24 protein-coding genes and 1 riboswitch are annotated in these 25,454 nt (G+C 46.8%); of the genes, 4 read left to right on the top strand and 20 right to left on the bottom strand.

Annotated elements, in window-relative coordinates:
• Positions 1-37 precede the first annotated feature (37 nt).
• The 3 genes from MWG26_RS14765 to MWG26_RS14775 form a co-directional block, all read right to left on the bottom strand.
• Positions 38-241: a hypothetical protein gene (locus tag MWG26_RS14765; RefSeq protein WP_025656876.1), complete on the bottom strand. Its 204-nt coding sequence runs from the start codon at positions 239-241 to the stop codon at positions 38-40.
• Between the two features lie 155 nt (positions 242-396).
• Positions 397-1,404 (bottom strand): TM7S3/TM198-like domain-containing protein, encoded by a 1,008-nt coding sequence (locus tag MWG26_RS14770; RefSeq protein ID WP_025656875.1) that lies wholly within the window; start codon positions 1,402-1,404, stop codon positions 397-399.
• A gap of 30 nt (positions 1,405-1,434) precedes the next feature.
• Positions 1,435-2,436, bottom strand: coding sequence for a helix-turn-helix transcriptional regulator (locus tag MWG26_RS14775; protein ID WP_025656874.1), 1,002 nt, complete (start codon positions 2,434-2,436; stop codon positions 1,435-1,437).
• A 704-nt stretch (positions 2,437-3,140) separates the two neighbouring features.
• Here MWG26_RS14775 and asnA point away from each other — a divergent pair.
• Positions 3,141-4,151, top strand: coding sequence for an aspartate--ammonia ligase (gene asnA, locus MWG26_RS14780; RefSeq protein ID WP_025656873.1), 1,011 nt, complete (start codon positions 3,141-3,143; stop codon positions 4,149-4,151).
• 52 nt (positions 4,152-4,203) lie between these two features.
• Here the strand turns inward: asnA and MWG26_RS14785 are convergent, their stop codons facing one another.
• The 6 genes from MWG26_RS14785 to MWG26_RS14810 all read right to left on the bottom strand — a co-directional run bounded on the left by MWG26_RS14785 (position 4,204) and on the right by MWG26_RS14810 (position 11,129).
• Complete coding sequence (locus MWG26_RS14785; RefSeq protein WP_025656872.1) at positions 4,204-4,815, bottom strand: C39 family peptidase; 612 nt, start codon at positions 4,813-4,815, stop codon at positions 4,204-4,206.
• A complete protein-coding gene (locus tag MWG26_RS14790; protein WP_025656871.1) occupies positions 4,808-6,337 on the bottom strand; it encodes a Na+/H+ antiporter NhaC family protein in 1,530 nt (509 codons plus the stop codon). The genes MWG26_RS14785 and MWG26_RS14790 overlap by 8 nt, the downstream gene beginning before the upstream one ends.
• Before the next feature lie 491 nt (positions 6,338-6,828).
• Complete coding sequence (locus MWG26_RS14795) at positions 6,829-7,704, bottom strand: ribokinase (protein WP_025656869.1); 876 nt, start codon at positions 7,702-7,704, stop codon at positions 6,829-6,831.
• 123 nt (positions 7,705-7,827) lie between these two features.
• Positions 7,828-9,033, bottom strand: coding sequence for a DUF6070 family protein (locus MWG26_RS14800; protein WP_025656868.1), 1,206 nt, complete (start codon positions 9,031-9,033; stop codon positions 7,828-7,830).
• A gap of 123 nt (positions 9,034-9,156) precedes the next feature.
• On the bottom strand, positions 9,157-10,404 hold the full coding sequence (locus MWG26_RS14805; protein ID WP_025656867.1) for a DUF6070 family protein: 1,248 nt from the start codon (positions 10,402-10,404) through the stop codon (positions 9,157-9,159).
• A 161-nt stretch (positions 10,405-10,565) separates the two neighbouring features.
• Complete coding sequence (locus MWG26_RS14810) at positions 10,566-11,129, bottom strand: DUF305 domain-containing protein (RefSeq protein ID WP_025656866.1); 564 nt, start codon at positions 11,127-11,129, stop codon at positions 10,566-10,568.
• Between the two features lie 266 nt (positions 11,130-11,395).
• Between MWG26_RS14810 and MWG26_RS14815 the strand changes: the two genes are divergently transcribed.
• The gene (locus tag MWG26_RS14815; RefSeq protein ID WP_025656865.1) at positions 11,396-12,319 is read left to right on the top strand and encodes a LysR family transcriptional regulator; all 924 of its coding nucleotides are present in this window, start codon (positions 11,396-11,398) and stop codon (positions 12,317-12,319) included.
• A 16-nt stretch (positions 12,320-12,335) separates the two neighbouring features.
• On the opposite strand, the gene metF is transcribed toward MWG26_RS14815, so the two are convergent.
• The 5 genes from metF to MWG26_RS14840 all read right to left on the bottom strand — a co-directional run bounded on the left by metF (position 12,336) and on the right by MWG26_RS14840 (position 16,934).
• Positions 12,336-13,199, bottom strand: coding sequence for a methylenetetrahydrofolate reductase [NAD(P)H] (gene metF, locus MWG26_RS14820; RefSeq protein WP_025656864.1), 864 nt, complete (start codon positions 13,197-13,199; stop codon positions 12,336-12,338).
• Between the two features lie 133 nt (positions 13,200-13,332).
• Positions 13,333-14,442: a sensor histidine kinase gene (locus MWG26_RS14825; protein ID WP_025656863.1), complete on the bottom strand. Its 1,110-nt coding sequence runs from the start codon at positions 14,440-14,442 to the stop codon at positions 13,333-13,335.
• A gap of 1 nt (position 14,443) precedes the next feature.
• On the bottom strand, positions 14,444-15,091 hold the full coding sequence (locus tag MWG26_RS14830; RefSeq protein ID WP_025656862.1) for a response regulator transcription factor: 648 nt from the start codon (positions 15,089-15,091) through the stop codon (positions 14,444-14,446).
• A 55-nt stretch (positions 15,092-15,146) separates the two neighbouring features.
• On the bottom strand, positions 15,147-15,728 hold the full coding sequence (locus MWG26_RS14835) for a hypothetical protein (protein ID WP_025656861.1): 582 nt from the start codon (positions 15,726-15,728) through the stop codon (positions 15,147-15,149).
• Between the two features lie 288 nt (positions 15,729-16,016).
• Entirely contained in the window at positions 16,017-16,934 is a 918-nt protein-coding gene (locus MWG26_RS14840) for an NAD-dependent epimerase/dehydratase family protein (RefSeq protein ID WP_025656860.1), read from the bottom strand.
• Between the two features lie 441 nt (positions 16,935-17,375).
• Here MWG26_RS14840 and pepI point away from each other — a divergent pair, with 441 nt between their 5' ends.
• Positions 17,376-18,260, top strand: coding sequence for a proline iminopeptidase (gene pepI / locus MWG26_RS14845; RefSeq protein WP_025656859.1), 885 nt, complete (start codon positions 17,376-17,378; stop codon positions 18,258-18,260).
• 181 nt (positions 18,261-18,441) lie between these two features.
• Here pepI and MWG26_RS14850 read toward each other — a convergent pair whose 3' ends face one another.
• The 6 genes from MWG26_RS14850 to thiM form a co-directional block, all read right to left on the bottom strand.
• Complete coding sequence (locus MWG26_RS14850) at positions 18,442-19,338, bottom strand: damage-control phosphatase ARMT1 family protein (protein WP_025656858.1); 897 nt, start codon at positions 19,336-19,338, stop codon at positions 18,442-18,444.
• A 94-nt stretch (positions 19,339-19,432) separates the two neighbouring features.
• Entirely contained in the window at positions 19,433-20,635 is a 1,203-nt protein-coding gene (cytX, locus tag MWG26_RS14855; protein ID WP_117441361.1) for a putative hydroxymethylpyrimidine transporter CytX, read from the bottom strand.
• Between the two features lie 2 nt (positions 20,636-20,637).
• Positions 20,638-21,465, bottom strand: coding sequence for a bifunctional hydroxymethylpyrimidine kinase/phosphomethylpyrimidine kinase (gene thiD / locus MWG26_RS14860; RefSeq protein ID WP_025656857.1), 828 nt, complete (start codon positions 21,463-21,465; stop codon positions 20,638-20,640).
• 117 nt (positions 21,466-21,582) lie between these two features.
• A complete protein-coding gene (locus MWG26_RS14865; protein ID WP_044927206.1) occupies positions 21,583-22,260 on the bottom strand; it encodes an HAD family hydrolase in 678 nt (225 codons plus the stop codon).
• On the bottom strand, positions 22,257-22,940 hold the full coding sequence (thiE, locus tag MWG26_RS14870) for a thiamine phosphate synthase (protein ID WP_025656855.1): 684 nt from the start codon (positions 22,938-22,940) through the stop codon (positions 22,257-22,259). Before thiE ends, MWG26_RS14865 begins: the two co-directional genes overlap by 4 nt.
• Positions 22,927-23,748 carry a hydroxyethylthiazole kinase gene (gene thiM / locus MWG26_RS14875; protein WP_025656854.1) on the bottom strand — a complete coding sequence of 274 codons (822 nt, stop codon included), beginning with the start codon at positions 23,746-23,748 and terminating at the stop codon, positions 22,927-22,929. The genes thiE and thiM overlap by 14 nt, the downstream gene beginning before the upstream one ends.
• A gap of 73 nt (positions 23,749-23,821) precedes the next feature.
• Positions 23,822-23,930: riboswitch (TPP riboswitch) on the bottom strand.
• Positions 23,931-25,196: 1,266 nt separating this feature from the next.
• Between thiM and MWG26_RS14880 the strand changes: the two genes are divergently transcribed.
• Positions 25,197-25,433 carry a DUF6061 family protein gene (locus MWG26_RS14880; RefSeq protein ID WP_118014090.1) on the top strand — a complete coding sequence of 79 codons (237 nt, stop codon included), beginning with the start codon at positions 25,197-25,199 and terminating at the stop codon, positions 25,431-25,433.
• The last annotated feature ends 21 nt before the right edge of the window (positions 25,434-25,454 follow it).

The following is a 25,454-nucleotide window of genomic DNA, read 5'->3' on the forward strand; positions in this document are numbered from 1 at the left end:
TACTTTATTTCAGGGGCTTTACGATTTAGTTTTATATTTATTTCATATTCTGTCCATTTTCCTGCCGTTCTATCTTTCCAACTATATCCACTATGCCCAGGATGCTTCCGACCCATCCTAATATATACACATATCCCGGAACCTGAATTTCGGTGAAACAATAAAGTACGGCCATAATCAACAGTACAGCCGCTCCGATTCCCATGGCAGCTGCGCTCAGCAATGATTTTCTTAATGACATAAAAAACACACCTCTCTCTCATATGAATCCATCATATCAGAAAAGGTGTGTCATAAAACGGACTTTACTTTTTCATTTAAAGTTCATTTAAAATCATTTTAAGTTAATTTTAAACTATTGTAATTGGAACTAAAAGTGTATTATAATCTCACTGTCTATTTATCATCGTCCAGATCCAGAATAGTAATATCATCATCCAGGTCTCCGTCCAATTGCGCCTCATCATCCGGAAGTTCTTCGTCTTCCAGATAGTCTTCCCCATCCAGCAGATCATCATCTTCCAGATAATCTTCCTCATCCAGCAGATCATCGTCTTCCATAAATTCTTCTTCATTCAGGAACGCTTCGTCTGCCTCTGCTTCGTTCTCTGCCTCCAAAGCTGCTTTACTGGCAGCAGCCCCTGCTGCAGCTGCCGCACCGGCAGCAGGATTCTTCTTTTTAACAGGCTCTGCACTGTCCAGATTGTCTATCATAGCCCTTGCCTTGTCCACTTCGTTGGCAGTAGAATGCTTTTTCCTTATCTCTTCCGCTTTTTTCAGATGAAGTCTTTTGCGCTTTTTGGATTCCAGTAAGAACTGTACGATCACACCCAGAATAACCAGTACCGCGATAACCGCAATCCGCACAATCTCATTTTCCAGAGGAAGCAGCCCATAGACCGCCTGTCCCGCAGTAAATCCACCGAACAGTGAAGTGATAACCATCGTGACCGGCTCCGCGAACTTCAGAGTAATCAATCCGATTACCAGGCCGATTCCAACACAAACAAGCAGATAGATCCAATCCGCCGGCTGTATAAAGTAAGCACTGGCCACGGTTCCCAGGAACCACCCGACAACAAAGACCCCCGCCAGATAAAACCGCGCTCCCAGAGCCGCTAGAATTACACCAGTAACAAGTCCTATAATCCAGGCAATATTATCACTGACATTAAAATAATAGGCCGCATAAGTACCGCCTGTCACCCCAATCATCAGGCCAAAGAAAGCCGCCCAGAAACGTACCATCTTCAGCCCAAAGAAACAAAACAGCAGGCCAATAGCTGCAAGCACGGCCAGAGTAATCATATCATCCGGTGTCAGGTTCTGTCCCTTCGTTGTCAATGCCGTCAGGCCGCCGTTGATCTCGACCTGCAGTCTTTGAAATATTAAGTTCACTTCCATTTTGTAAATCTCCTTATCCCTTGTTAATATTTACCTTCGTTCCCCGCTGTCATATACCTCCGAGATCTCCCGCAGCAGAGTCAGATATGCATCCGCCACATGCGCCGGTGAAAGAATCCTTACATCCTTCCCGAGTCCCGTCAGCCATCCAAAAAACGGATCGCTCACCGCCACTTCAACCCTGGCGATAAAATGCTGCTCACCATCCGGCCTCACAGATACATCTTTCCCAAATCTGTCAATGACAACACCTATGTATTTATTATGAAATCTGATACGTAAGGTCTCCTCCTCCCCACCAAACATACCAAATGTTTTTTTCGCATAATGGGCCAGATCAAACCGGCCAAACTCCTCTCTGCCAGACCTTGGCTCCTCCAGAAGCTCGATCTCCAGCATCTTATCCACTCTGAAATGCTTCAGTATCCCCGCATCCATATCGAATCCGATGAGATAATAATTCTCGTCATCCCACGTCAGCGACCACGGACTGACCTGATAGGGGCTGCCGCCCTTCTTCAGACGGATGGTTTTGTCAATCGTCCACTCAAAATACTTGAAAAGAATCTGCTGGTTCGAAGCAATTGCCGCGTGCAGCTTGTCTATATTATAATAGATACTTTCATTCATCGCCTTGATCCTGTTGGTTACCACGACCTGGCGCTGCAGCTGTTTCGCCTCATGTCGGCTGGCCAGCCCTTCAATCTTGTGGATCAGGTTGTGTGATTTCTTCTCAGTGATAAATCTGGATGACTGAACGGCATCTACTAAAAGTTTCAGCTCTGCCAGTTCAAATTCATGTCCTGCCAGATAGTAGCCTTCCGGCCGCTCCTTTCTGTACGCAATGTCCAGGCCAAACCTTTTCAGCGATTCTATATCACTGTACAGGCTCTTTCTCTCTGTCTGGATTCCATACTCTCCAAGCTTTTCCTCCAGCTGTTTTCTGGATAATGGATGTTCTGCGTCTGTTTCTTCCAGAAACAGCCTCATCAGATACAGGATTTTCTCCTTTTGGTTGCAAGATTTTGCCATAATATTCTCCCCTGTATAATCCCACATTTTAGGGTATGTTTGAAAATTCATTGCCGCAAAAGCCACTCCATTTTGCAACCATGAATCTCAAACACTTCCAAACCTGTACCTATCTTATTTTAACAACATTCCTTAAAATATACAATATAAAGATGGATGCTAATCTAATAATGATTAACACCCATCTCTATTCTGATATCTCTATCATTCTTTTTTTACCTCTTTCTCTATCTTTTGATAGGGTTTGGTTTTTAAATTAAGTATGCTGGCGGACCGTACCTCCTATTCTTAGACTTCCTTACCGGACTTAGATTCTCTGATCTTCTCTCCCTGATGGATTTTACTTCTCTCATAACTTTCTCGTCATTATGATAATTTCTCCATCTCTCTTTTCTAATCATTCACTGTGATCCGGTAAGCCAAAACTGTATTAAGCTTTCATTTACGAAAAATTTTCATCTTACTTTTTAAGATTACTTCTTCTTTTTAAATGATTGTTCAATCAGTTTTATTCTTGTTATAATAATAACATTCATTTCTTATATTGTCAATATATTTTTAGTTTTTTATCTTATTATTTTATAGTTATCTGTTAATTCGTCATTCCTTACTCCTCATTGACTTCTTTATCATGAGAATGTAGAATAGGAATATCGGATTTTCAATATTATTAAGGTATAGAAAATAACAAAGGAGTTTATATTATGGAACAATTGACAATTCCCCAGGGGTACCGCTCTCCCCTTACCATACGGGAAACCGAAGTCGCCATCAAGGAAATAAAAGACCATTTCGAGCGTTCACTGGCGAAGTCACTCCATTTAACCCGTGTGTCCGCACCGCTTTTTGTCCGCCCCGAATCCGGGCTGAACGACAACTTAAACGGCGTGGAACGTCCCGTTTCCTTCGGAATCAGGGAGCAGGAGGATGCCCCCGCTGAGATCGTGCATTCTCTTGCAAAATGGAAACGGTATGCGCTGAAGCACTATGATTTTCATTCCGGAGAAGGGTTATATACGGATATGAGCGCGATCCGCAGGGATGAGGATACTGATAACATCCACTCCCTCTATGTGGATCAGTGGGACTGGGAAAAAATCATCTCGAAAGAAGAACGCAATACGGAAACACTGGAATATACGGTTCGCAAAGTATACGGCGCATTGAAGGAGACAGAAGATTTCATTTCCAGGCGCTATAATTACATAGAACCCCTGCTGCCGGATGATATTTACTTCATAACATCTCAGGAGCTGGAAGAGATGTATCCGGGCAAACCGCCGAAAGAAAGAGAACATTTGATCGCCAAGGCAAAAAAAGCCGTATTTATTTCCCAGATTGGCAAGACACTGGCTTCCGGCCAAAAGCATGACGGCCGTGCCCCGGATTATGATGACTGGGAATTAAATGGGGATATTATTGTCTACTATCCGGTACTGGATATCGGTCTGGAGCTTTCCTCCATGGGAATCCGTGTTGATGAGGATGCTCTGAGAAAACAGTTAAAGCTTGCAGGCTGTGAAGACCGTGCCGAACTTTCTTTCCAGAAGGCGCTCCTTGCCGGAGAGCTTCCCTATACCGTGGGCGGCGGAATCGGGCAGTCCAGAATCTGTATGTATTATCTGCGCAAGGCCCACATCGGAGAGGTACAGTCTTCCATCTGGCCCGAAGATGTGCTGAACCTGGCTTTGGAGAACGGAATACAACTTTTATAATTAGGAACAGGAGGGAATCTGACGGCATACGCCGCAGATTCCCTCCTGTTTTCTATTCTTCTCTCATTTTCCTAAGCCCCACAGCCATTGAATGCTGTGCCGCATGACGATCCTCCACTAAATCTTTTGCATAGCGGATCACCCCATTATTTTCATAGGGATCATTAAAATAATATCCTTCCTCATCGTAACCTACCAACAGCATACAGTGCTCGTTGGATATCCAGGTAAACTCGCTGCCGCAGTTCCTCAGCTTCCAGCATGGGCCGGTAATTGGTTCGCGCATGTTGATACATGCCCAGAAAACAACGGGCATCCCCTGGTCAATGTACATTTCCAGCAATTTTTCAATCGGAGTCCCTGTCTCATCTACAACTTCGTAGGAATCTCCAGCCGCTTTCTCCAGCGCTCTTTTGATGACCGGCGCATAACAGCCAAAGGATTCTTCGTCATAGGGGCTCCCGCAGAAGCATTCGTTAGGATTTGGCCCGTAAAGCTCTCCATCCTCTTCTTCCAGCTTCCCAAGCTCCAGATATTTTTCAATAAACTCATCCACAGTTACAGAATACCCCAGATACTGGAGCAGCATAACCGCTGATACACTCTCGCACCCTGTCGGGTATTTGACACTTTGGTCTATGTAAGGTACCTCAAGTTTAATCATCTGCAATCACCACATCACTTTTCGGCGTAAACTTTTTCATGAGCGACAAAACGATAAACAGAATTGCAAGGCTAAGCAACAACGTAATCCACCATACTTTTACAAATCCGGCAATAATATAACCAACTACGCAAACGATTGCAACAACCATCGCATACTGCATCTGCGTCGATACGTGATTGATATGATTGCTCTGTGCCCCCGCCGAGGACATAACTGTCGTATCCGAGATCGGAGAGATATGGTCGCCGCACACTGCGCCTGCCAGAACTGCAGATACAGCAATAACCATCATTTCCATATTATTAGCGGAAGAGAACATGGCAACAACGATCGGTACCAGGATCGCGAAAGTTCCCCAGGATGTTCCCGTAGAAAATGCCAGGAAAATTGCCACCGCAAACATAATTGCCGGGATTGCCACGCTTGCGGATGCATTCGCCCCTACTATACCGCCTACAAAATCAGCAATACCAAGCGCGTCTCCCATTCCTTTCAGAGACCATGCAAAAATCAGAATCGCAACCGCCGGAATCATCAGCTTGAACCCTTCCACAAAACTGTCCATAAAGCCCCTGAATGTAATTACCTTTCGCGGCAGATATAAAATAAGCATAAATATAATGGTCAGCATGGTTGCAAAAATCAGGCTTGTCTCCGCATCACATCCCGCAAATGCATCGACTACGCCCGTGGCGCCGCCCTGAAAACCGGTAAATATCATGGCCCCTATGGCCGAAACAATCAACACTACAACAGGAAGTACCAGATCAATAACTCTTCCCTTAGCAGAAGAAGTCTCCTCCTTAATCTGATCAAATTCTTCCGCTCCTGTGGTAAACAGATCCCCTTTTGCCGCATTTTCCTCATGTTTTTTCATCAGGCCGAAATCAAAACCCGAGATGATAATAAATAATACCATGGCAATCGTCAGCAATGCGTATAGATTGTAAGGTATCGTTCTTAAGAACAGCTGGAAACCTGTGATACCAGCATCCTCAGGAACATAAGAATTCACCGCTGCAGCCCAGCTTGAAATCGGCGCGATAATACAGACCGGCGCAGCAGTGGCATCAATGATGTACGCCAGCTTAGCCCTGGAAACTTTATACCTGTCCGTTACCGGCCTCATTACAGAACCTACCGTCAGGCAGTTAAAATAATCATCCACGAAAATCAGAAGACCCAGGCCCGTAGTAGCAAGAAGTGCGCTCTTCTTCGTCTTAATCTTGCTCCCCGCCCAGTTTCCATAGGCGGCAGACCCTCCTGATTTCGCCATCAACACGATAATCATACCAAGCAGTACATCGAATATCAGAATATTCAGATTCATACTGCTCTTCATGATATCAAAAAATGCAACAAAAGAATCCCACGGCTGGAACCCGGTGTACAGCAACGCTCCCACCGCAACACCGATGAATAAAGAGCTGTAAACCTCTTTTGTTACAAAAGCCAGAATAATGGCTAAAAGCGGCGGTACCAAAGACCACCATGTTCCGATAAACATTGAACCGTCCATAAATCAACCTCTCTCTCATTTTTATTCCTGTATCTTATTCCTCAGTTTTGCTCCTGCACCGCCCACAAGGTATAAATAACGGGATGTTCCTGTGGATACCTGATTCTGCAGTTCTGCTGAAGGCCCGTCCGCCTGGCATCAGGTGCGTGGTATCTCCATGGATACTTCACCGCACAGCCTCTCTCCCGGAAATATGTATGGCAGGCATTCTCCGGGGCGAAAAAACGGGAAAATACAGATATGGACGCGTCTGCTTTTGCCGACACTATACTTATTTTATCGAATGAACGTGCAGAATACAATCTTTTTTTGTAATTTGTGTGGGGGCGCTAAGTGAAAGGCGGGCCTGGTTCCCGCGGCGGGGAGGTGTATGCCATTTCAATATCCTGCCCGCCGCGGGAACCAGGCCCGCCTTTCACTTAGCTTGACGCATCCAATCGGTAAAAAAAGATCTCCCTGCCGGGAGGGGCTCACCCACTAATACCGCCCCCTTAAACCATCACCTCTGCGCGTGCCGGGATGGAGGCAGCTGCCCCCGCCCGGGATACCGCGATTGAGGATGCTTTTGCCGCAAGCTTCAGCCCCTCGGACGGTTCCATTTTTTCTATGATGGATGTGATGAAATATCCCGTGAAGGTATCTCCGGCCGCGGTGGTATCCACTGCTTTTACGGGAAAGATTGCCTGTCGGCATATGCTGTCACCGTCCTGGTAAACTGCGCCGTCACCTCCGAGTGTGAGTACGGTTTTTACTGTAGGATACCGTTTTCTCAGCTCCTGCAGGATCTCTTCCGGCTCCTGCTTTCCGGTTACCTGTGCTCCTTCTATTTCGTTCATAAGGAACATAGACACTTTGGAGTAGTCACAGGTATCCAGGGCACTGTTATAAGGGGACGGATTCAGAATGATCATCATCTGTTTTGCATAGGCCTGATCGATCATGTAGTCCACCAGGTTGACCTCATTCTGCAGCAAGAGAATGTCCCCTTTGTCAAAATGTCCGAGAACTGTATCTATGTATTCTTTTGTCATCTTCTGGTTTGATCCGCCGTATAACAGGATGCAGTTCTGACCGTTTTTGTCTACCTGGATTATGGTATGTCCGCACGGTCCCTCCAGTTTTTGGATAAAGTCTGTGTGCACGCCCGCTTCTCTGCAGGTATCGATCAGAATCTCCCCGCCGTCTCCTACAAGTCCGGCATGATATACCTCTGCACCCGCCCTGGCAAGCGCGATAGACTGATTAAGCCCCTTGCCCCCGCAAAATGTCTCCATTCCATAAGAACTCAGCGTTTCACCTGGTAACACCATATGGTCAACCGAATAAACGTAGTCCAGATTTAAAGAACCTAAATTCAATACCTTCATGACTCCCTCGCTTTCTTTGCCGGACTCCTGTCCGCCAATCTATTTCAGTATTTTCATATACAGATTATTATACAAAATCCGGCCCGCAAGTACAAGGACGGATATCCTAAATATCCTAATATCTTATTCTCCGTTCCTTTTTATATATGGAGGGATTTTTTGATCCGGAGTTGCAAGGATGTGATTCGATACGTATTGAAACTTCTCATCTCCTTTTGGGCGCACAGTCACCTCATGTGTAAAGGCACAATCTGTATTTTCGTCTTCCCAGACGGCCTCCACTTTTAACGTAAGAGTGCCGTCCCCATTTTCTCTGTATGAGGTCACCTCCGGAACCGGCAGAATGCAGGAAGGAAAGTCTCCCATACCGCGCACTTTCCACTTATAGCTTCCTTCACCCGCATCAAATGCTGACATGATTTGCAGTACTGCTTCATCTACCTGGAGCCAGGGCTGCATCACTTCCGCAAATTCCTGCTGCGTTGCTTGTATTTCATCATCGTGTACATTGGCCTGGCGTCCCTGTTCTATCCCGTAAAGTTTTTCATACAAATCTTCAAAACTAAGTTCACCATAATCATTTTCTGACCAGTCTGTTAAAAACAGATTGTTGTCCTCATACCCTACCGGCAGAATGTATTTTCTGTTCAACTCCCGGCATTCCTGATCCAGCGGTTCTATTCGCACTGCATGATGGCCGGTTGGACCGTCATAGCCCGGAGGCTGGTATTTTTCAAATAATAAATAACCTTTCTCCGTATAACTCCAAGTACAGGCTGTAAATGTATCCAGGTAAGAGGCAGCAGGTTCACCGTCTGCCCAGGATACGGCATACCGGTCTATCTTCAGTTCTTTTTTACCGGACTTTAGGCTGTACCAAATCAGGCCTCCGTCATCCAGCAGGCGCAACAGTACTGTATCGCCGGATTCCCCCTGTACCGCACGGGTACAGAAGTCTTTTATGGATTCAAAATTGTACATGTCCAGTTGATTGTCCCAATCCACAGCAGAATATCCAGCATCTCCAAGCTTTTTTAAGATCTTCTCCTTCGTTGCCAGACTGTCCAGTGCCTGGCTGTCCCGCGCTTCCCTGTATATTTTTTCATACAGGCTGGCAGCATTTTCTGCCTCACGGAGAGTCTCTTTGTCTTCCAGTTCCTTCCGGCCGTCTGGTTTTTCATTCGTATCATGCGTGTCCACACCGGACTGAACCGGACTGCCTTCCAGGTCCGGCTCCTTCTGTCCCTGACAGCCGGACAAAGAGAGTATAAAACCTGCCAACATAAACAGTCCACTTCTGCAGCATTTTTTTATTCTATTCTTTATCATTATGCCTGCTCCTTTTTGTATCCACCCTGTGTATATCTATAGTGCCAGATTTCTGCTCCCGCCGTTATAGAAAGACATTTCGCAGTTTGAATCTAATCATTATATCAGCTTATTTTTTACCTTTTACTCATAGTCCATCCTTGGTATGTAGTCAGAAATACTCTCTTTTCCGCCCGCCAGGATATGATTGCCCACATACTTCATATGTCCGCTTTCATCAGGCTTCATCGTCACTTCGTGTGTAAATGCGGCGTCCTGCCCCTCCAGAATATATACTGCATCCACCACCAATGTCACGGTTCCATCCTGATGATGTCTGACCTCTACAACCTCAGGTACCTGCTGCGATTGATGTGACGTATTCCATAGTCCCACAGCCGTCCAGTCATAGCTTTTCTCTTCTTCATGATAGCCCGGCATCTGCTGCAGCTTCTCCGCTGATATCGGAAACCAGGATGTTATTACGGCCTCATACAGTGCAGCGGGTACCTTTCCCGGGCTCTGCCGGTCATCGTAAGCCTGCCCGTGTTCCATCTCATATAATATATCAAATACATCATTGAACACAATCTTATCCATGGATCCTTCATCCCATTCCGTCAGGAAAAGATTGCTTGCTTTATATTTTACCGGCTCAATATAATTTCTGCAGTACTCCCTGCACTCTTCTGTAAGGGGCAGTACACGGTACATGCTGTGCATGTCCAATTCATGGTTTTTGGACTTTGCTTTCTCCAGCATAAGCCAGCCCTTTTCCGTATATCTCCAGTCATACATCTGAACCTTTTCCATATAGGAAATATTCGGACCCCTGCCTTTTTCCCACGCTGCCGAAGCATAGGTCATCACCAGCTCACCTGCATCAAATTCCAACCGTCTCCACTCAAACGTACCGCTTTTGGTAACTGTAAAAAACTCCGTTGACACTGACTTCCCCAGCTCTGCCTGCCTCAGCACTTCATCCAAAGCCTCTGCACCTCGCATATTATAATCATTGGAACTGCAGGACGAAGCATATCCCTGGCCGGCAAGGCAGTCTGTCAGCCGGTGCCTATCCTCCTCCTTCAGCACAACATTATCCGCGCTGCCCTTATCCACACTTTGGTAAATATCACCGCAGCCTTCCACCGCCTGCAGAACTGTCTCACGAATCCTGCTCTTTTCCTCTTGGCTCATCGAAACCAAAACCGGCTCCATATCCTTCGTGCTCTCCCGCTCATCCGGACGAAGCATCCTTATATCAACAGCCTCTTCATCCGCAGACTCCGGTTCTGGATCCCGTTGAGTTTTTCCCATTTCCCAGATCAGCATACTGCCCGTAAAGGCTAATATCACTGTTATAATTATAACAGCCGCTTTTTTTTTGCTCATGCCGCCTCCTTAATCTTACACTTGTAGGATTTCATAATATTACACCTCCATCCTGCAAAAGTCAAGAGGAACACAAAAGGGAGATTCCAAGGTACATGTCATAGTCTGGCAGTAACCATGTAATCCCCGCGGCCGGAATCCCCCTTTACACTTTATTAAATTCAGATACAACGGAGCAGCCGCTCCATCTTATTTACACCCTCACGCTGTGATGTTATGATAGCCTGCAGAATGGGAACCAGCTCCGGACAGATATCGAAGCGAAGGACATTCTGAGACATTTGAATCGCGCCCTGATGGTGCGGGATCATTTCACGCATGAAATCCGCATTGATGTTATTGGATGCACAAGTATTCTCCATTTTACTGAACATCGTCTGCGTAATCTGCTGAAAGGCATTTTGATATAGGCATATATCCTGCTGTGAATTCTGCGCTTTGCTGCAGCACTGGAGTATATTCTGCATATTCCCGATGCTTTTTGTCTGTTCTTCAATGATATTTAAGGCAATATCCTGTAACGGCACGCAAGTGGTATACTGCAGCAAATTTTGTGACATTTCAATCGCTGCTTTGTGATGTGGAATCATCTGAACAATGAAGTTGTGCGAAAGGCTGTCCGTAAGCTCTGCGCCTGTCATATTCTCAATCATTTCCTCCAATATCCCATAAAAGCAGCAGAGGTATGATTTTGTAACATTACTGAATCTTTGCTGATCCTGCATAATTTATTCTCCTCTATGATGGCCTGATCTCGTTCCCTAATGTTATTTTATGCGGAAGAACACAGTTTGGTTACAGAGGCGCAACATATGATATTTTATAAAAATGCTTCAAGAATCCCGGCTACTGGCATGGCAGGCAGCAGAGAAACTTTCGTTACTGTTCACACCTTTCGGGCTTGTACAGTAACGACCTCTCCCCGGATGCATCACTTCCCTTGTGTTTTCCTTCATTTTGTTTTAGAATGTTCTCAATATGAGGTGATATTATGACGATTCAACAGTTAAAATACATAATTAAGATTGTAGAATGCGGTTCCATTACGGAAGCCGCACGGCAGCTTTTTATTTCCCAGCCCAGTCTGTCTGCTGCCGTGAAAGAACTGGAACAGGAATATGGCATCGAGATTTTTTACCGCACACCCAAAGGAATCTCTTTATCCGCGGACGGCACGGAGTTTCTCTCCTATGCACGGCAGATTATTGAACAAACGGAATTGATGGAGATAAGATATACAGACAGGAAGCCGGCCAAGCAGCTCTGCTCCGTGTCCACGCAGCATTATGCATTTGCAGTCAACGCTTTTGTTAATCTGATTGCGTCTCTGGATGCGGAGGAATATGAATTTACACTGCGTGAGACGAGAACTTATGAAATTATCGAGGATGTGTCCAATTACCGGAGTGAGGTAGGTGTTCTTTATTTCAGTGATTTCAATCAAAAAGTATTACAGAAGCTGCTCAGGGAAAACCAGCTGGAATTTACACCGCTTTTTCATGCCCACCCCCATGTATTTGTCAGCGCTGCCCATCCGCTTGCCGCAGCAGAAGGGGTCACTCTGGAAGACCTGGAGCCCTATCCCTTCCTAACATTTGAACAGGGAACATACAACTCCTTCTATTTTTCGGAGGAGATTCTAAGTACGGAACCCCGCCGGAAAATCATACATGTCAGCGACAGGGCAACTCTGTTCAACCTGCTGATCGGACTCAATGGCTATACGATCTGTACCGGCGTGTTAAGCAGTGATTTAAACGGTGATCATATCGTTTCCGTCAAATTAAAAACTGGGGAAATCATGCGTGTAGGCCTCATCACAAACAAAAAGGCGCCCTTGAGCTCTGCCGCCAAAAAGTATATCGCAGAGTTGAAAAAATTGATCGGAGAATACGGATATCCTGTGCTGCAGTAGCAACTGTATCTTCCGGCTATGCTGCAAGCACCCGGTGTACCGCTTCATATATCTTCGCGGCTATGTAAGGATTATTCATTGTATACAAATGAATCCCGTCAACGCCCTGTGCCGTCAGATCTATGATCTGGTCTGCCGCGTAGGCGATACCCGCATCGCGCATCGCTTCCGGATTATGCTCGTAGCGCTCCATCATTGCGGTAAACTTGCGGGGCAGATGCACACCGCACAGCGATACCATGCGCTCGATCTGTTTTTTATTGACAACCGGCATGATCCCGGCTTGTATTGGTACATGGATTCCGGCCAGAGAACATCTTTCCCTAAATCTGTAAAAATAATCATTGTCAAAAAACAGCTGTGTGATCAGCTGATCTGCACCGGCATCCACTTTTGTTTTCAGGTTACGGATGTCCGCTGCAATAGTTTCCGATTCTGTATGCCCCTCCGGGTAACAGGCCGCTATCACGTTAAAGCTGCAGCGTTCCCGGATGAAAGCGATCAGCTCGCCGGCATACCGAAAGTCTCCGCTCATCTCTCCGTCCTTTGGGATATCGCCCCGAAGAGCCAGTATATTTTCTATCCCTGCCTCCTTAAAATGCCGGATCTGCGATAAAACATCCTCTTTGCTCAGGCCAATACACGGAAGATGCGCCACACTCTCGATGTGGTAATTATTCTTAACAGCCGCTGCAATCTCAAGAGTTGCTTTGCAGTTCTCGCTCCCTCCCGCCCCATAGGTAACACTGATAAAATCCGGATGCAGCTTCTGCAATTCCTCAAGGGTACTGTAAATGGTATCTACGGCCCCCGTTCGTTTCGGTGGAAAAACCTCAAAAGACAAAACGGTATGTTTTTTAAATATTTCTGTTGTTTTCATGGCTAATTTTCCTTTCCCTCTAAGTGTGAAAGGAGTATAGCATGAAAAGAACATTATCAGGTAATATACATTTTATATAGATTGGCATAGAAAAAAACTATGGACAAATCGTTTTCCCGTTCTTTCCCCGGATTCACAGCAGGATCTCCGCCGTCGTTCCATCTGCCTCAGTTGATCTATAAAACAATTTCCAGCCATGCACACCGGCAATGTCATGACAAAGGCTGATACCAAACCCATGCCGGTCTGTATAAGATGCCGGAGTCCCCTGGCTTCTGTTCATCCATTTCAGCTTCTTTCCGCTGACTGCCTGGCCGTCATTCCACACAGTGATTCGGTAAGCATCCGCACTGACTCTCACCCGACTGCCCCCGGCGGCCGCATTCTGAATCAGATTTTCCAGCATACACCGTACCAGTGTCCTGTCGCCCTGCAGGAAATCCCGCATGCAATTCACCTCAATGTATGGGTACAGGCTCTGAATATCATTTAACATGTGTGCCAGATCTATCTTCTGCATCAGAACCCTGCCTTCCCGCACGCCGCCCATAATCAACAATTTTTCGACGATATCATTCATTTCCCGCGCACTTTGTTCCATCTGCTGCGCCGCAAAAAAGCGATCCTCTTCACTTAGATTTCCAAGCATCAGGTACTGCGCATACCCCTGGATTCCCGTGAGCGGAGTCCTTAACTCGTGGGCGATCCGGCTGACGGGCCGGTTGATCCGTTTCATCGTAAAGTACAGCATTCCACCCACAACTGCAGACAGAAGTACCCCCATCCCAGCCATGAAAAGCGCACGCCGCTGCTGATTCTGCTGCAGGGGAGCCATACTTTCCATATATGCAATTTTTGTAACCGATCCCGCATTTACCAGTCTGTCCTGAATCAGCACATAGGGGATATTCTGATGTTCGATGATCTGTACAGGTTTATCGTTGGGCAGATCCGCCGGTAAAAGGTCTGCTTGGATTCTTCCATCCTGTTCCACTCTCAGTTTCACACCCGAGAGCATATAACTCCGTAACACCGACGACTGATTGATTCGTGATGTATCACCTTCATCAGTTTGGATTTCCCGCAGAAAAAGCGCAATTCCCTTTTCTCCCGAGACGGCCCGGGCCATCCACTGTTCCAGCTCATTCCTGTAGAGAAGGCCATGGAGAAGAAGCAGGCTTCCGTAGATAATAAACAGGAACATCATAAATGTAACCAGAAAGTTTTTCTTCCATAACTGCATGTTATATCTCCAATCGGTAACCGTATTTGAATATGGTCCTGATGTAGTCTTCCATCCCCAGTTTCTGCCGCAGACGCCGAATATGTACGTCCACAGTCCTGTCATCCCCACAGTAGTCTATCCCCCACGCCAGATCCAGAAGCCGGTCCCTGGACAGTGCGATATTTTTATTCTCCAGGAGCACCTTCAGAAGTTCATATTCCCTGGTTGTCAGCTCTACCGGTATTCCGTCTTTCCTGGCTGCAGCCTTCGCCGTATCCACTTCCACGCTGCCCAGCCGGTAATATGTCTGTTCCTTGTGCTGGCGTCTCAGAGCAGCCTGGATTCTGGCTACAAGTTCCTCTACTGCAAAGGGCTTCACAATATAATCTTCTGCCCCGCCGTTGAGGCCTCTCACCCTGTCTTCTATCTCTCCCCTGGCAGTCACGCAGATCACCGGAATTTGTTTCCACTGCTTCAAAAGTTCAAATCCGCTGATGTCAGGCAGATTCATATCCAGCAGAATCAAATCCGGAACCTTCTGGTCAACGGCCTTTAAGGCCTCCCGTCCATCATGGACAGGAAGCCCCCTGTGTCCGGTCATGCGGACGGTACGCCTGATCAATTCATTAATGCTCTTATCATCCTCAACAATCAAAATATCTGCCATTGATGTTCCTCTTCTCATTCCGTTTTTATACACCTGTTACTTAAAGGAAGACCGTTTACTTGGGATGGTCCGATGTATTATAAGCCCTGATACCAATTTCAATCAGTTCCTCTTCGGAAAGATTTGAGACAACTGCTGTGTCTCCGTTGATACTTTTTTCCCGGCAGAACTGCTCGATTACTTTTTCAGCCCCGGAAAATGCATAAATATCCCCAATGTAAGCTTCCAGCGACCACTGTGTCGTACCGTCCTCCTTTTTCTCCGCATGTTTCGCATACAACGGACAGCCGCCGATATTCTTCAGAAGCCAGAGCGCTTCCTCATAATTCGTCATATCCCGTGTAACCTCGCCCATAGTCAGCGTCTCAAAATCCTTGCCGAACTTCTCACATGTTTTCCGCCCAAGATCTGCATCATCCACAAAGTCGCAATACAAATCAGTATCCTTCCAGCCAGGTGAATATGTGACTTCTCCGTCCGTCAAACTTTCCTCAACTTCCTTCGATGCTGCCTGAACCACATCCTTTTCTGCCATAGAATTAGACCAGCCGATCCCTGCCCCCAACGCAGCCGTCATACAGATCACAAGCCCTGCTGCCATCAGTGCAACTTTGTACCTGCTCCATTTTGCCTTCATAAATATACTCTCCTTTCTGCTTATTATAACTTCCTATTGTGCAGCACGTAAAGAGGAACTCCCCCTTACAAAGCGATCATACTCTCCACATATTGCAGACTTATTACAGGAACAGGAAAAATTTCCTATATCATAAAAAAACAGGTATTCTCTGCCGCTAATATAGAGAATAGCCCGTATCTATTACCCAGAGGCCGTCACTTAAAGGTGACAGTTCAGGCAGGGCTGAACTGTCACCTTTGGCGGCTTCTTTTGGGATGTCTATTTGGAGATTTACTGAAAACGCTTTTATTTCTGATACACAGAGCGAAAGTTCTCGTATGTAAACTTCATATTTTCCTGCAGACTGCTATACTGGAATGGAAGGTCTTTTGTGATTTTTTCACCGGTAAATAATTCATTATCCGCTTCGGTAAGTGGAAATGGCAGGGGGATATTTTTTTCTATAATCTCTTTGAGCGGCAGTTCCTCTACTGTAAACGGCAGATCACTGATGCTTTTTAGCAGCCGGATGAATGATTGATAGTCCAATACTTCCGGGGCGCTCAGAATGTAGGCCTGATTCGCCGCCTTCTCTTCTTCTATACAGCTTACAATCGCATTTGCCACGTCTTTTACAAAGACCATCTGGAACTTACCCGAAGTTTCTTTCGGCACCGGGAGGGACGTTCCCTCTATTATCTTCTTAATATAATAGGATTCTCTGGGCGCGTAGTTGAACGGACCGTAGATAAATGTGGGACGCAGGACTACATATTCTGCATCATGCTGCCTTGTGCTTACAAATAATTCTTTTTCTAAGAGCATTTTGTTGTATGTATAGCTTTGTACCTGGTCTGCTCCCCCTTCGCTCATCATTGGGGACTCTTCATTCCTTATTCCTGCTGTCTTCTCATGTACATCTGCAGTACTGATATAGATATATCTGCGGACGCTGCACGGCAGGTAGCTCCACAAATTCTCAATATCCCCAGGAGCATATGCACAAAAATCCACCACCGCATCATATTCTTTTTCCAGCGGAAGTTTGGACACCGTCTGATAGTCATGCCTGTCACAAGCATATTCTGTTACATTCTCATAGGACTTAACGGAGAATCTCCCCCTGTTCACTACCGTCAGCTCATACCCCTTTTGGGATGCCACCATGACAAATACTCTTCCTGTAAAATAGCTTCCACCAAGTACTAAAATCTTTTTACTCATTGTCTTCCCTCCTTTAAAAACTAAAAAAAGTGACCGCTATGATTGCGATAACCATAAATGCAGCCTTCCGCTCAACCTCATGTTGCACTGATTCTATCACTTCCGATTCCCTCTGTCAATCAGCTGTGACAGTCACTTTTGCCTTGACGGTTACAAGCGGAAGCATTCACTGGAATTTTGCGGGTTTAAACAACAGAATATAGGACGCCCCCTTGCAAGCACAGGCAAATTGATGTAGCATTTAAAGAAAATAATAAAAAATTTCGAATGCATCCGCATAAATACAGGCCTTTTGACGATTTCTTCCACTTAATTCCATTTCAGATATTACTTCCCATAGAGATTGTGAAAGAATCCACATAGTCCGAATTGAAAGTGCCTGTTATGTCTGTTATAATCGAAAAGTATGAAAAAGCCGAAAACCGGCAAGGAGGAACTTATATGAAAGTCATTGAAGGTTATATGCCTTATCTCGGGTATCAGACTTATTACCGTATTGTCGGGGAATGCAAAGGTAATAAGAAACCGCTCGTTTTACTGCACGGCGGGCCCGGTTCCACACACAACTATTTTGAGGTGCTGGACAAGCTTGCTGAGGAAGGGCGCGCCATCATCTCCTACGATCAGATTGGCTGCGGCAATTCTTATGTAGACGGGCATCCAAAGTTATGGTGTTCCGAAACATGGGACAACGAGCTGATTGAGCTGAGAAAACATCTCGGTCTGGACGAACTGCATCTGCTTGGACAATCCTGGGGAGGAATGCTCGCAATCGAATACCTCTGCGATTATAAGCCGCAGGGGGTTAAATCTGTTATACTATCCAGCACGCTGCCTGCTGCAGAACTGTGGGCTCACGAACAGCACCGTATGATCAAGTTTATGTCACAGGAGGATCAGGATGCAATTGCAAAGGCGGAAGAGACCGGTGATTTTGATGATCCGGCATATCTGGCCGCAAATGACAGATTTATGCTGCTTCACTGTGCAGGAGCCGTAACTGAAGACTCACCGGAATGCCTGCGCCGTCCGAAAAAGTCCGGAACCGAGGCTTATGTGGCAGGCTGGGGGCCGAATGAATACAACCCCACTGGCAGCCTGGGCGGATGGGAATACCGGGATAAGATTGTAGATATGAAGGAACCTGCACTGATAATCAGCGGTACAAATGACCTATGCACCCCGCTTGTAGCCAAGACTATGTATGATCTGATTCCGAATTCACGTTGGGAATTATTTGACGGATGCAGGCATATGTGCTTTGTGGAAGAAAATGAGAAGTACTGTGCACTCCTGAATGAGTGGATGGATCAGTACGATTCATAGGGTGGCTTCTCAGATGACAGGCCTGCAGAGCCGTACAAAATTCTTATAGGTATATATCATACGGACCGAAGAACCCTCATGAAAAAGAGTTCTTCGGTCCGTGCATCCGAAAAAACAAATTGTAATTTGAAAGAATTTGTAACAGTTCAGGCTGCTCTGAACTGTTACAAGAATTTTACTTCTACTTTGCAATATAGATACCGTCCGCTCCAAGCGCGCTTTCGTGTATAAATATCCCTCCGTTTTTCTCCATCCGGAAACGCCGAACAAACCAGTCGCATTTGCAGAGAAAAAGATAATAAATGTTCAGCCCGCATCCATGAAGCGACTCAAAATTTCCCTGCCCTTTGGATATAATCATATCAGCACCGTGAATCAGCTGTGAGGCCTCATCGCTGATATCACGAAGGGATGTTCCCGGGATAGCAGTTCCATTTCCTATTACAGGCACGACATCTGTCAGGCCGGTCTCTTTTGCGTCCTCAACAGTTGCATCATTGATTACCGCCTCTCCTCTTACAATTGCTGTAATCCGAAGATCCGGGTACTGCTTCCTCAAAAATTCGATCAGCAGCTTATCCAATACGATCTCACCGCAGTTATCGGTCAGATATACCAGGCTGCCGCCTTTCTCCAAATCCCCTTCAAAGCGTTTCAGCGTATCCTTATCAACCTGTTTTTTACCCGCCTCACGCACCAGCATATCCAGAACCGAGCCTTCCACTTCCCGCAGGGCGCCAAAATCTATGTAATTCCCTGTTCTTGCAAATGAAAGGGCGCAGGAAAGCGGGTCTTCAGCCGCTTCGATTTCTTTCCTGATACCCTCCTCCGCCAGCTGCATTTTTTTGTTAAAAGAATGCTTGATTGGGCTGTAATCCACACTTTTCCCAAAATATTTTTCATATGCCTTTTGTACACAAGCCGACAAAACGGGTGTCGTGTCCTCTTCCCTGCTGCTGCCAATTATGCGGAGGACTTCCTTCAGATATGCTGATTTTATCTGCTCATCCTCAAAATCCTTTATGTTTTCCGACTGTTTATCCACCATGCACTGGATACATGCTGCACTTATCCTCATTCTTTTCCACCTCATTATAATTGAACCGGCAGCCTGTCTCCAGGCTGCCGATTATCCCTTTTTTACCGTTCACAGTCAAACCTGTAAACAATGACTACGGATTCTCACTATTCACATTATAGGTGTTTTTTCCCAAGAGTGCAACCTTTCTGACTGCAAAGCAGATTACTATCGTGATCAGCATATCCGGCAGCGTGTTGCCCACGGGCATATCAACATGCATCAGCCCTCTGTATGCCAGAAATCCGATGACCCATATAGCCAGATTCGGCACATTTACTGCTTTGCTGCTCTCGTCCTTTTTCAACAGGAAGAAATCTGCTATCTGGATGGCGATCATTGGAGCAAATACAGAACCGATCAGGTAGAGGAAATCTGTAATATCATCCATGGGGAATGCAATTGCCGCCGCGGTTCCAATTACTGTCACCACGATTCCCACCTGCTTGGGGCTGATTCCTTTGATAATAGATTCGCTGGATACCCCCGCAGAGTATGCATCCAAAAACGTGGTTGTAACCGTAGAGAAAATAATGATCAGAAGCCCTGCAATGCCCAGTCCCGCCTTCACCATGATGGAGGCAATATTTCCTTCGCCGGTAAAGATAGCGGCCCCCATACCTATGGTATACATCCAGCAGCTTACGATCCCATAGACAATGGCACTGACCGCGGTTGCTTTCACCGGCTTTGCCGCCTCACGTGTATAGTCGCTGATCAGCGGCAGCCAGGACAGCGGCATGGCAACGGAAAGCTCTACCGCCGCTCCAAATGTCATCCCCTCCGGACTGATCATTCCGGGGGCTCCGCCTCCAAAAAAAATCACCTTGCATAATATCAGGGTCAGGATAAACAGGGCAGTCATTGCCACTGTATTAATCTTTCCAAGATTTGTTATCCCGATTGCGATCCACAGGATAATCAGCGCTCCAATCACCAGGCACCATACCCAGGCACCCGTCTTCACAACGCCATTGGCAGCCAGGGCTCCGTCATATATCATGATAGATGTCCAGCCCACCAACTGGAGCACATTCAGGATAGAAAACAAAAGGCTTCCCTTCTGTCCAAAGCTCATCTTAACGGTTTCCATCGAACTCTTTCTGGTTTTAGCCCCGATCAGGCCGGCCAGGAAAAGCATGGTACAGCCAATGACGTGGCCCAGTATAATGGCGAGCAGTCCCTTAGAAAACCCCAGAGGAGCCAGGTAGGTCCCCGTCAGGATCTCAGCAATTGAAACCCCTGCGCCAAACCAGATCAATCCGTTTTCAAAAATAGATGTTCGTTTTGTTTTCATGTTTAGCCCACCTCCATTTCTGCTGCTGATGCCTCCGCCGTAAAGCAGCCATCTATTGCAAATCCGTGGTTCATAGGCCCGCTGCCCTGCCCCAGATCCAGCATGGCCCCCAGGGCGCCGGATATATAATCTTTTGCGCGTTCTACTGCCTGCTCCATCGGAAATCCTTTTGCCAAATTGGAGGCAATGGCGCTGGAAAGCGTGCATCCGGTGCCGTGCGTGTTCGGATTTTCAATCCGCTTACCATAAAACCAGTGGGCGCTTCCACTGCTGTATAATAAATCATTTGCGTCGTTTAACTCGTGGCCGCCTTTTAAAAGCACCGCACACTGATATTTGGTACTGATTGCTGCTGCGGCTTTTTCCATGTCCTCTTCTGACAGAATCTGCATGCCCGAAAGAACCTCTGCCTCCGGTATATTTGGCGTGATTACCTCTGCCAGAGGAATCAATTTTTCTTGCAGTGTCTGCACAGCGTCTTCGCTGATCAGCCTGGAACCGCTCGTGGCTACCATAACCGGATCCAGAACAATGTGTTCTGCCCGATACTCAAGCAGCTTGCCGGCAATCGCCTCTATGAGCGGAGATGATGATACCATCCCGATCTTCACTGCATCCGGCCGGATATCTGTAAAAATACAGTCCATCTGCTCCTTTAAAAATTCTGGTGTTACTTCCATTATTCCTGTTACGCCGGTCGTATTCTGAGCGGTAAGCGCGGTGATTGCACTCATGGCGTACACGCCATTTGCTGTCATCGTCTTAATATCTGCCTGGATGCCGGCGCCTCCACTGGAATCGCTTCCAGCGATTGTTAATGCTGTTCTCATGATCTTTGTTTCCTTTCTTTATGTCTGCATTAATTTTATAGAGCGGCAGAGAGTGGTGCCCCCGGTCTGCCGCTGGGTTTATTGCTTTCCTTTTCTTGGTGGCCTGTCTGAATTCAGTTACTGTTCAGCCCGTGCCGTGCACTTTGCTGCGCAGGTACTGAATTCCTTAAATGTTTTCAGATAATAATCGGCTGTTTCTCTAATTTCCTTCTCCTGTCCGGCACTGTATCTGTCGTAGACGGCAGCAGTTTGAAAGCCTGCTTTTCCTGCCGTCTTCAGGGCATGCAGAACATCTTCGAAAACCAGGATATCTACTGGGGCTGCCTGCAGCCTTCGTGCCGCTTCCAGGAAAATATCCGGCTTTGTCTTATCTGTATGCATCTCCGAACAGGTCAGGATCTCCTGAAAATAGGACAGAATTCCATGTCTTGTGAACGCTGCTTCTACATTCACGCGGTCACTGGACGTCACAACAATCATAGGAATCTTCTGCCTTTTCAGTTCTTCCAGGCATTCCGGCACGCCTTCTTTGAGAGGGGCTTCGCAGCTGTAGAACCCGTACAGCATTTTATTGATCCCCTCCATGGCCTGCCGGATATCCAGCTGCAGTCCATAGTGTTCAATCAGATATTGTGTTCCCTGCCTTGTACTCATCGTGTTCAGGATTCTGCTCAGTCCCGGCTCTGGTTTCACACCCATGGATTCCAGATATCTCTCGCTGAGATTCTCCCAGATTTCCATGGAGTCCAGAAGTGTTCCGTCTACATCAAATACTGCCCCCTGTATCCGCCTCATCTTTTCTCCTGAAGCCCGGATACAGCTGCGTCCTCAGAAGGCACCTTTACCATCGCTTCCGTTAATGTCTTCAGTTCCCGCGCCGCTTCTTTAATATCCTGCTGTGCAAAGAGTGCGCTGATGACTGCAATCCCGCAGATACCGCTGCCGGCAAGTTCCATGACATTGCCCGCGCCGATGCCGCCGATTGCGATAACCGGAATATCCACTGCTCCGCAGATCGCCTTGACCGTTTCCATATCCACTTCTATCGCGTCCGCCTTAGAGCCGGTAGGAAAGACAGCCCCTACCCCCAGGTAATCGGCCCCGTGTTTCTGTGCCAGAAGGGCCTGCTCTACCGTCTGGGCGGATACGCCGATGATCTTATCTTCTCCCAGCCTCCTGCGCACATCTCCAGCTTCCATATCGCTCTGGCCTACATGCACACCGTCCGCATCCACGGCCAGTGCAATCTCAACACTGTCGTTGATGACAAAAGGAACCTGATACTTTTTACAGAGCACTTTAATCTCTCTGGCTTCCTCCAGAAAAGCCTCCGTCTCCAGATCCTTCTCCCTCAGCTGGATAAAAGTAGCGCCGCCTTCCAGAGCATCCTGCACCTGCTGGTACAGTGTGGACTCTCCCAGCCAGCTTCTGTCTGTTACCGCATATAAGAGCAGCTCTTCCTTACCGCACTTCATAGTTTGCACCTCTTTCCAGTTCTTCACCCGTCATGTTATAAATAGCATCTATAATGCGGTTCCTGTAGGTTGCATTTCCATCCCCGTCCTGCATTCGTGCAAATCCGGTCTCTCCCGCAAGCCCCATAGCGCAGACTGCAGCCGCAGCCGCTTCCAGCTTATGATCCGGATTCGCCGTAATAAAGGCGGTCATCATACCGGAAAGCTGGCACCCTGTTCCCGTAATCCTGCCCATCTCGGGACGCCCGTTGCGGATCACATAACAGGTTTCTCCGTCACTGACCAAATCAATTGCCCCGGTCACAGCTGCAATACTGCCGCAGCTTTTTGAAAAGGCTTTTACGAAGGCTGCCGCCTGCTCCAGGTTCTCCTCCGTCACTGCATCCGCCACATCTGCATCCACTCCCTTTGTCGTACCGCTCCCCTGGGCCAGTGTCTTGATCTCCGAAATATTTCCCCGGATTACATCGAATTTTATCTTTGCCATCAATTCCTTCGCCGTGCCGGTCCTAAGACTGCTGGCCCCTGCGCCCACGGGATCCAGAAGCACGGTGTGCCCCAGCTCATTGGCCTTCTCACCCGCCAGGATCATACTGCGGATGCTCCGCTGGTTCAGTGTCCCGATGTTGATATTGAGTCCCCCGCAGATCGATGTGATATCCACCACATCCTCCGGCTCATCCGACATAATCGGGCTGCCGCCGCATGCGAGCAGGATGTTCGCCACATCGTTTACTGTCACATAATTGGTAATATTATGCACCAGCGGTGACTTTTCCCTAACTTTGTCAAAACATTCTCTCATCATGGTACCTACCTCCTGTGTATCGTTATTTTGAATGTAAAAATGCGGATACACCAAAATAAGGCATATCCGCATAAAATGCAGTTCAATGTATCCCTACGTTGGCATTATCCAAATCAGGTTATGGGTCTAAGCAATACAGCTTACTCTCAGCCTGCTTCATGCAAGCTCCCCTTTCCAGGTTTTACAGTAATCATTATACTCTATTCTCAAAGAATTTCAACTATAACTTTTATAAAATCGGGATTTAGTCGGCAAGCTTTAGACTTGTCGACGGACGGGGACGCTTCATGACAGGGAGGCCGGGAAGGCACTGGGGCTGTATATGCCGTTGCGATATGCACCCGTGCTGCTAAGTGATTCTAGAACACCCGATGCCGGATAGGCGGGTACGCTGAACACATCACGGGAAATCTGATGATTTCCCGCGCTGGGTTCAGCAAAAACTTGATTTGGAGATCAAGTTTTTCCCCGCCTATCTGGCATCGGCTGTTCAAGAATCACTAAGCGCACTCCAGCATATCGCAACGGCATATACAGCCCCAGCGCCTCCCCGGCCTCCCTGTCATAAAGCTGGCTCATCCAATCGACAGGAAAGCTCGCCAACCGGGTGGGATCCCGGACCAGGGCAGCGGATGTGGATTGGCTATGCGTATCTTTTCATCTTCAAGATGTGTATTGAATTATTTTGATACTGGAACCGTAACCCATTGCTTATGTACACCTACTGGGGGCATAAAAGTCCCGCCAATTCAATACCATACGCTGCCCCCGCTTGAGGCCTCTCCTTAGAAACGAGCTTTTTTCTGCCGGTTGGATGCGCCAGCTCCATGAAGGGATAGCTGAAAGCCTCCCGGAGAACATCCATGTCCTTTCAAAAACGCGGCCGCGGACCTAAGAAATTCTTGGTGGGAAACAGCCCGGAAAATGGAGAGATTTTTGGATTCCGAATCCAAAAATCAGCTGACCCAGCGCGAGAAATCATCGGATTTCTCGTGATGTGTCAGTGGTGCTCCATTTTCCGGGCTGTTTCCCACCAAGAATTTCTTAGGTCCGCGGCCGCGTTTTTGAAAGGACATGGATGTTCTCCGGGAGGTTTTCGGCTATCCCTTTATGGAGCGCCCCCATCCGCGCCGAGACTAAAGCTCGTCGCTAAATCCCGATTGAGATTTCACCTGTTTTAAGAAATTTAATAACTGTTATATTTTATTATTAAATTCTTCGCAACCCCTTGAAAACACTGGATTTGTCGCAGGTGAGCTTTCCCTTATTATTTCCCTTGTGTTATATCGTCCCATCAGTGTTTATGCACTCTGATAAGGGCAAATACAAGGGCAAGAAAAATCTATAAAACAGTATAACACAAAATAAAACTGACATGGTGAACTGATTGAAATGCTTCTTAATTTTTGCTACTACTGATTGATTAAATGATAAGGAGATGGGATACGATGAGAACAATATTTGCAGAATACAATCCACAGTGCAACAGCATTGATGTATATACTAATACGGGCTATATACTCCGTATTGATTGTTGGGAAGCAGAAAAAAATTTAAGAACCACACCTGGATCTGATTGTGCTTTGACATCGCTTGCAATCGATGAGCCATTAGAATATGCAAGGTTATATCTTGATGGGAATTTACAGATGTGGGTAGATGCTGAATATTCATTAGAGTTATGATTATTCCAATCAAAATCTACT

It is taken from the genome of Faecalicatena contorta (assembly GCF_022835095.1).
Lineage (GTDB): Bacteria > Bacillota > Clostridia > Lachnospirales > Lachnospiraceae > Faecalicatena > Faecalicatena contorta.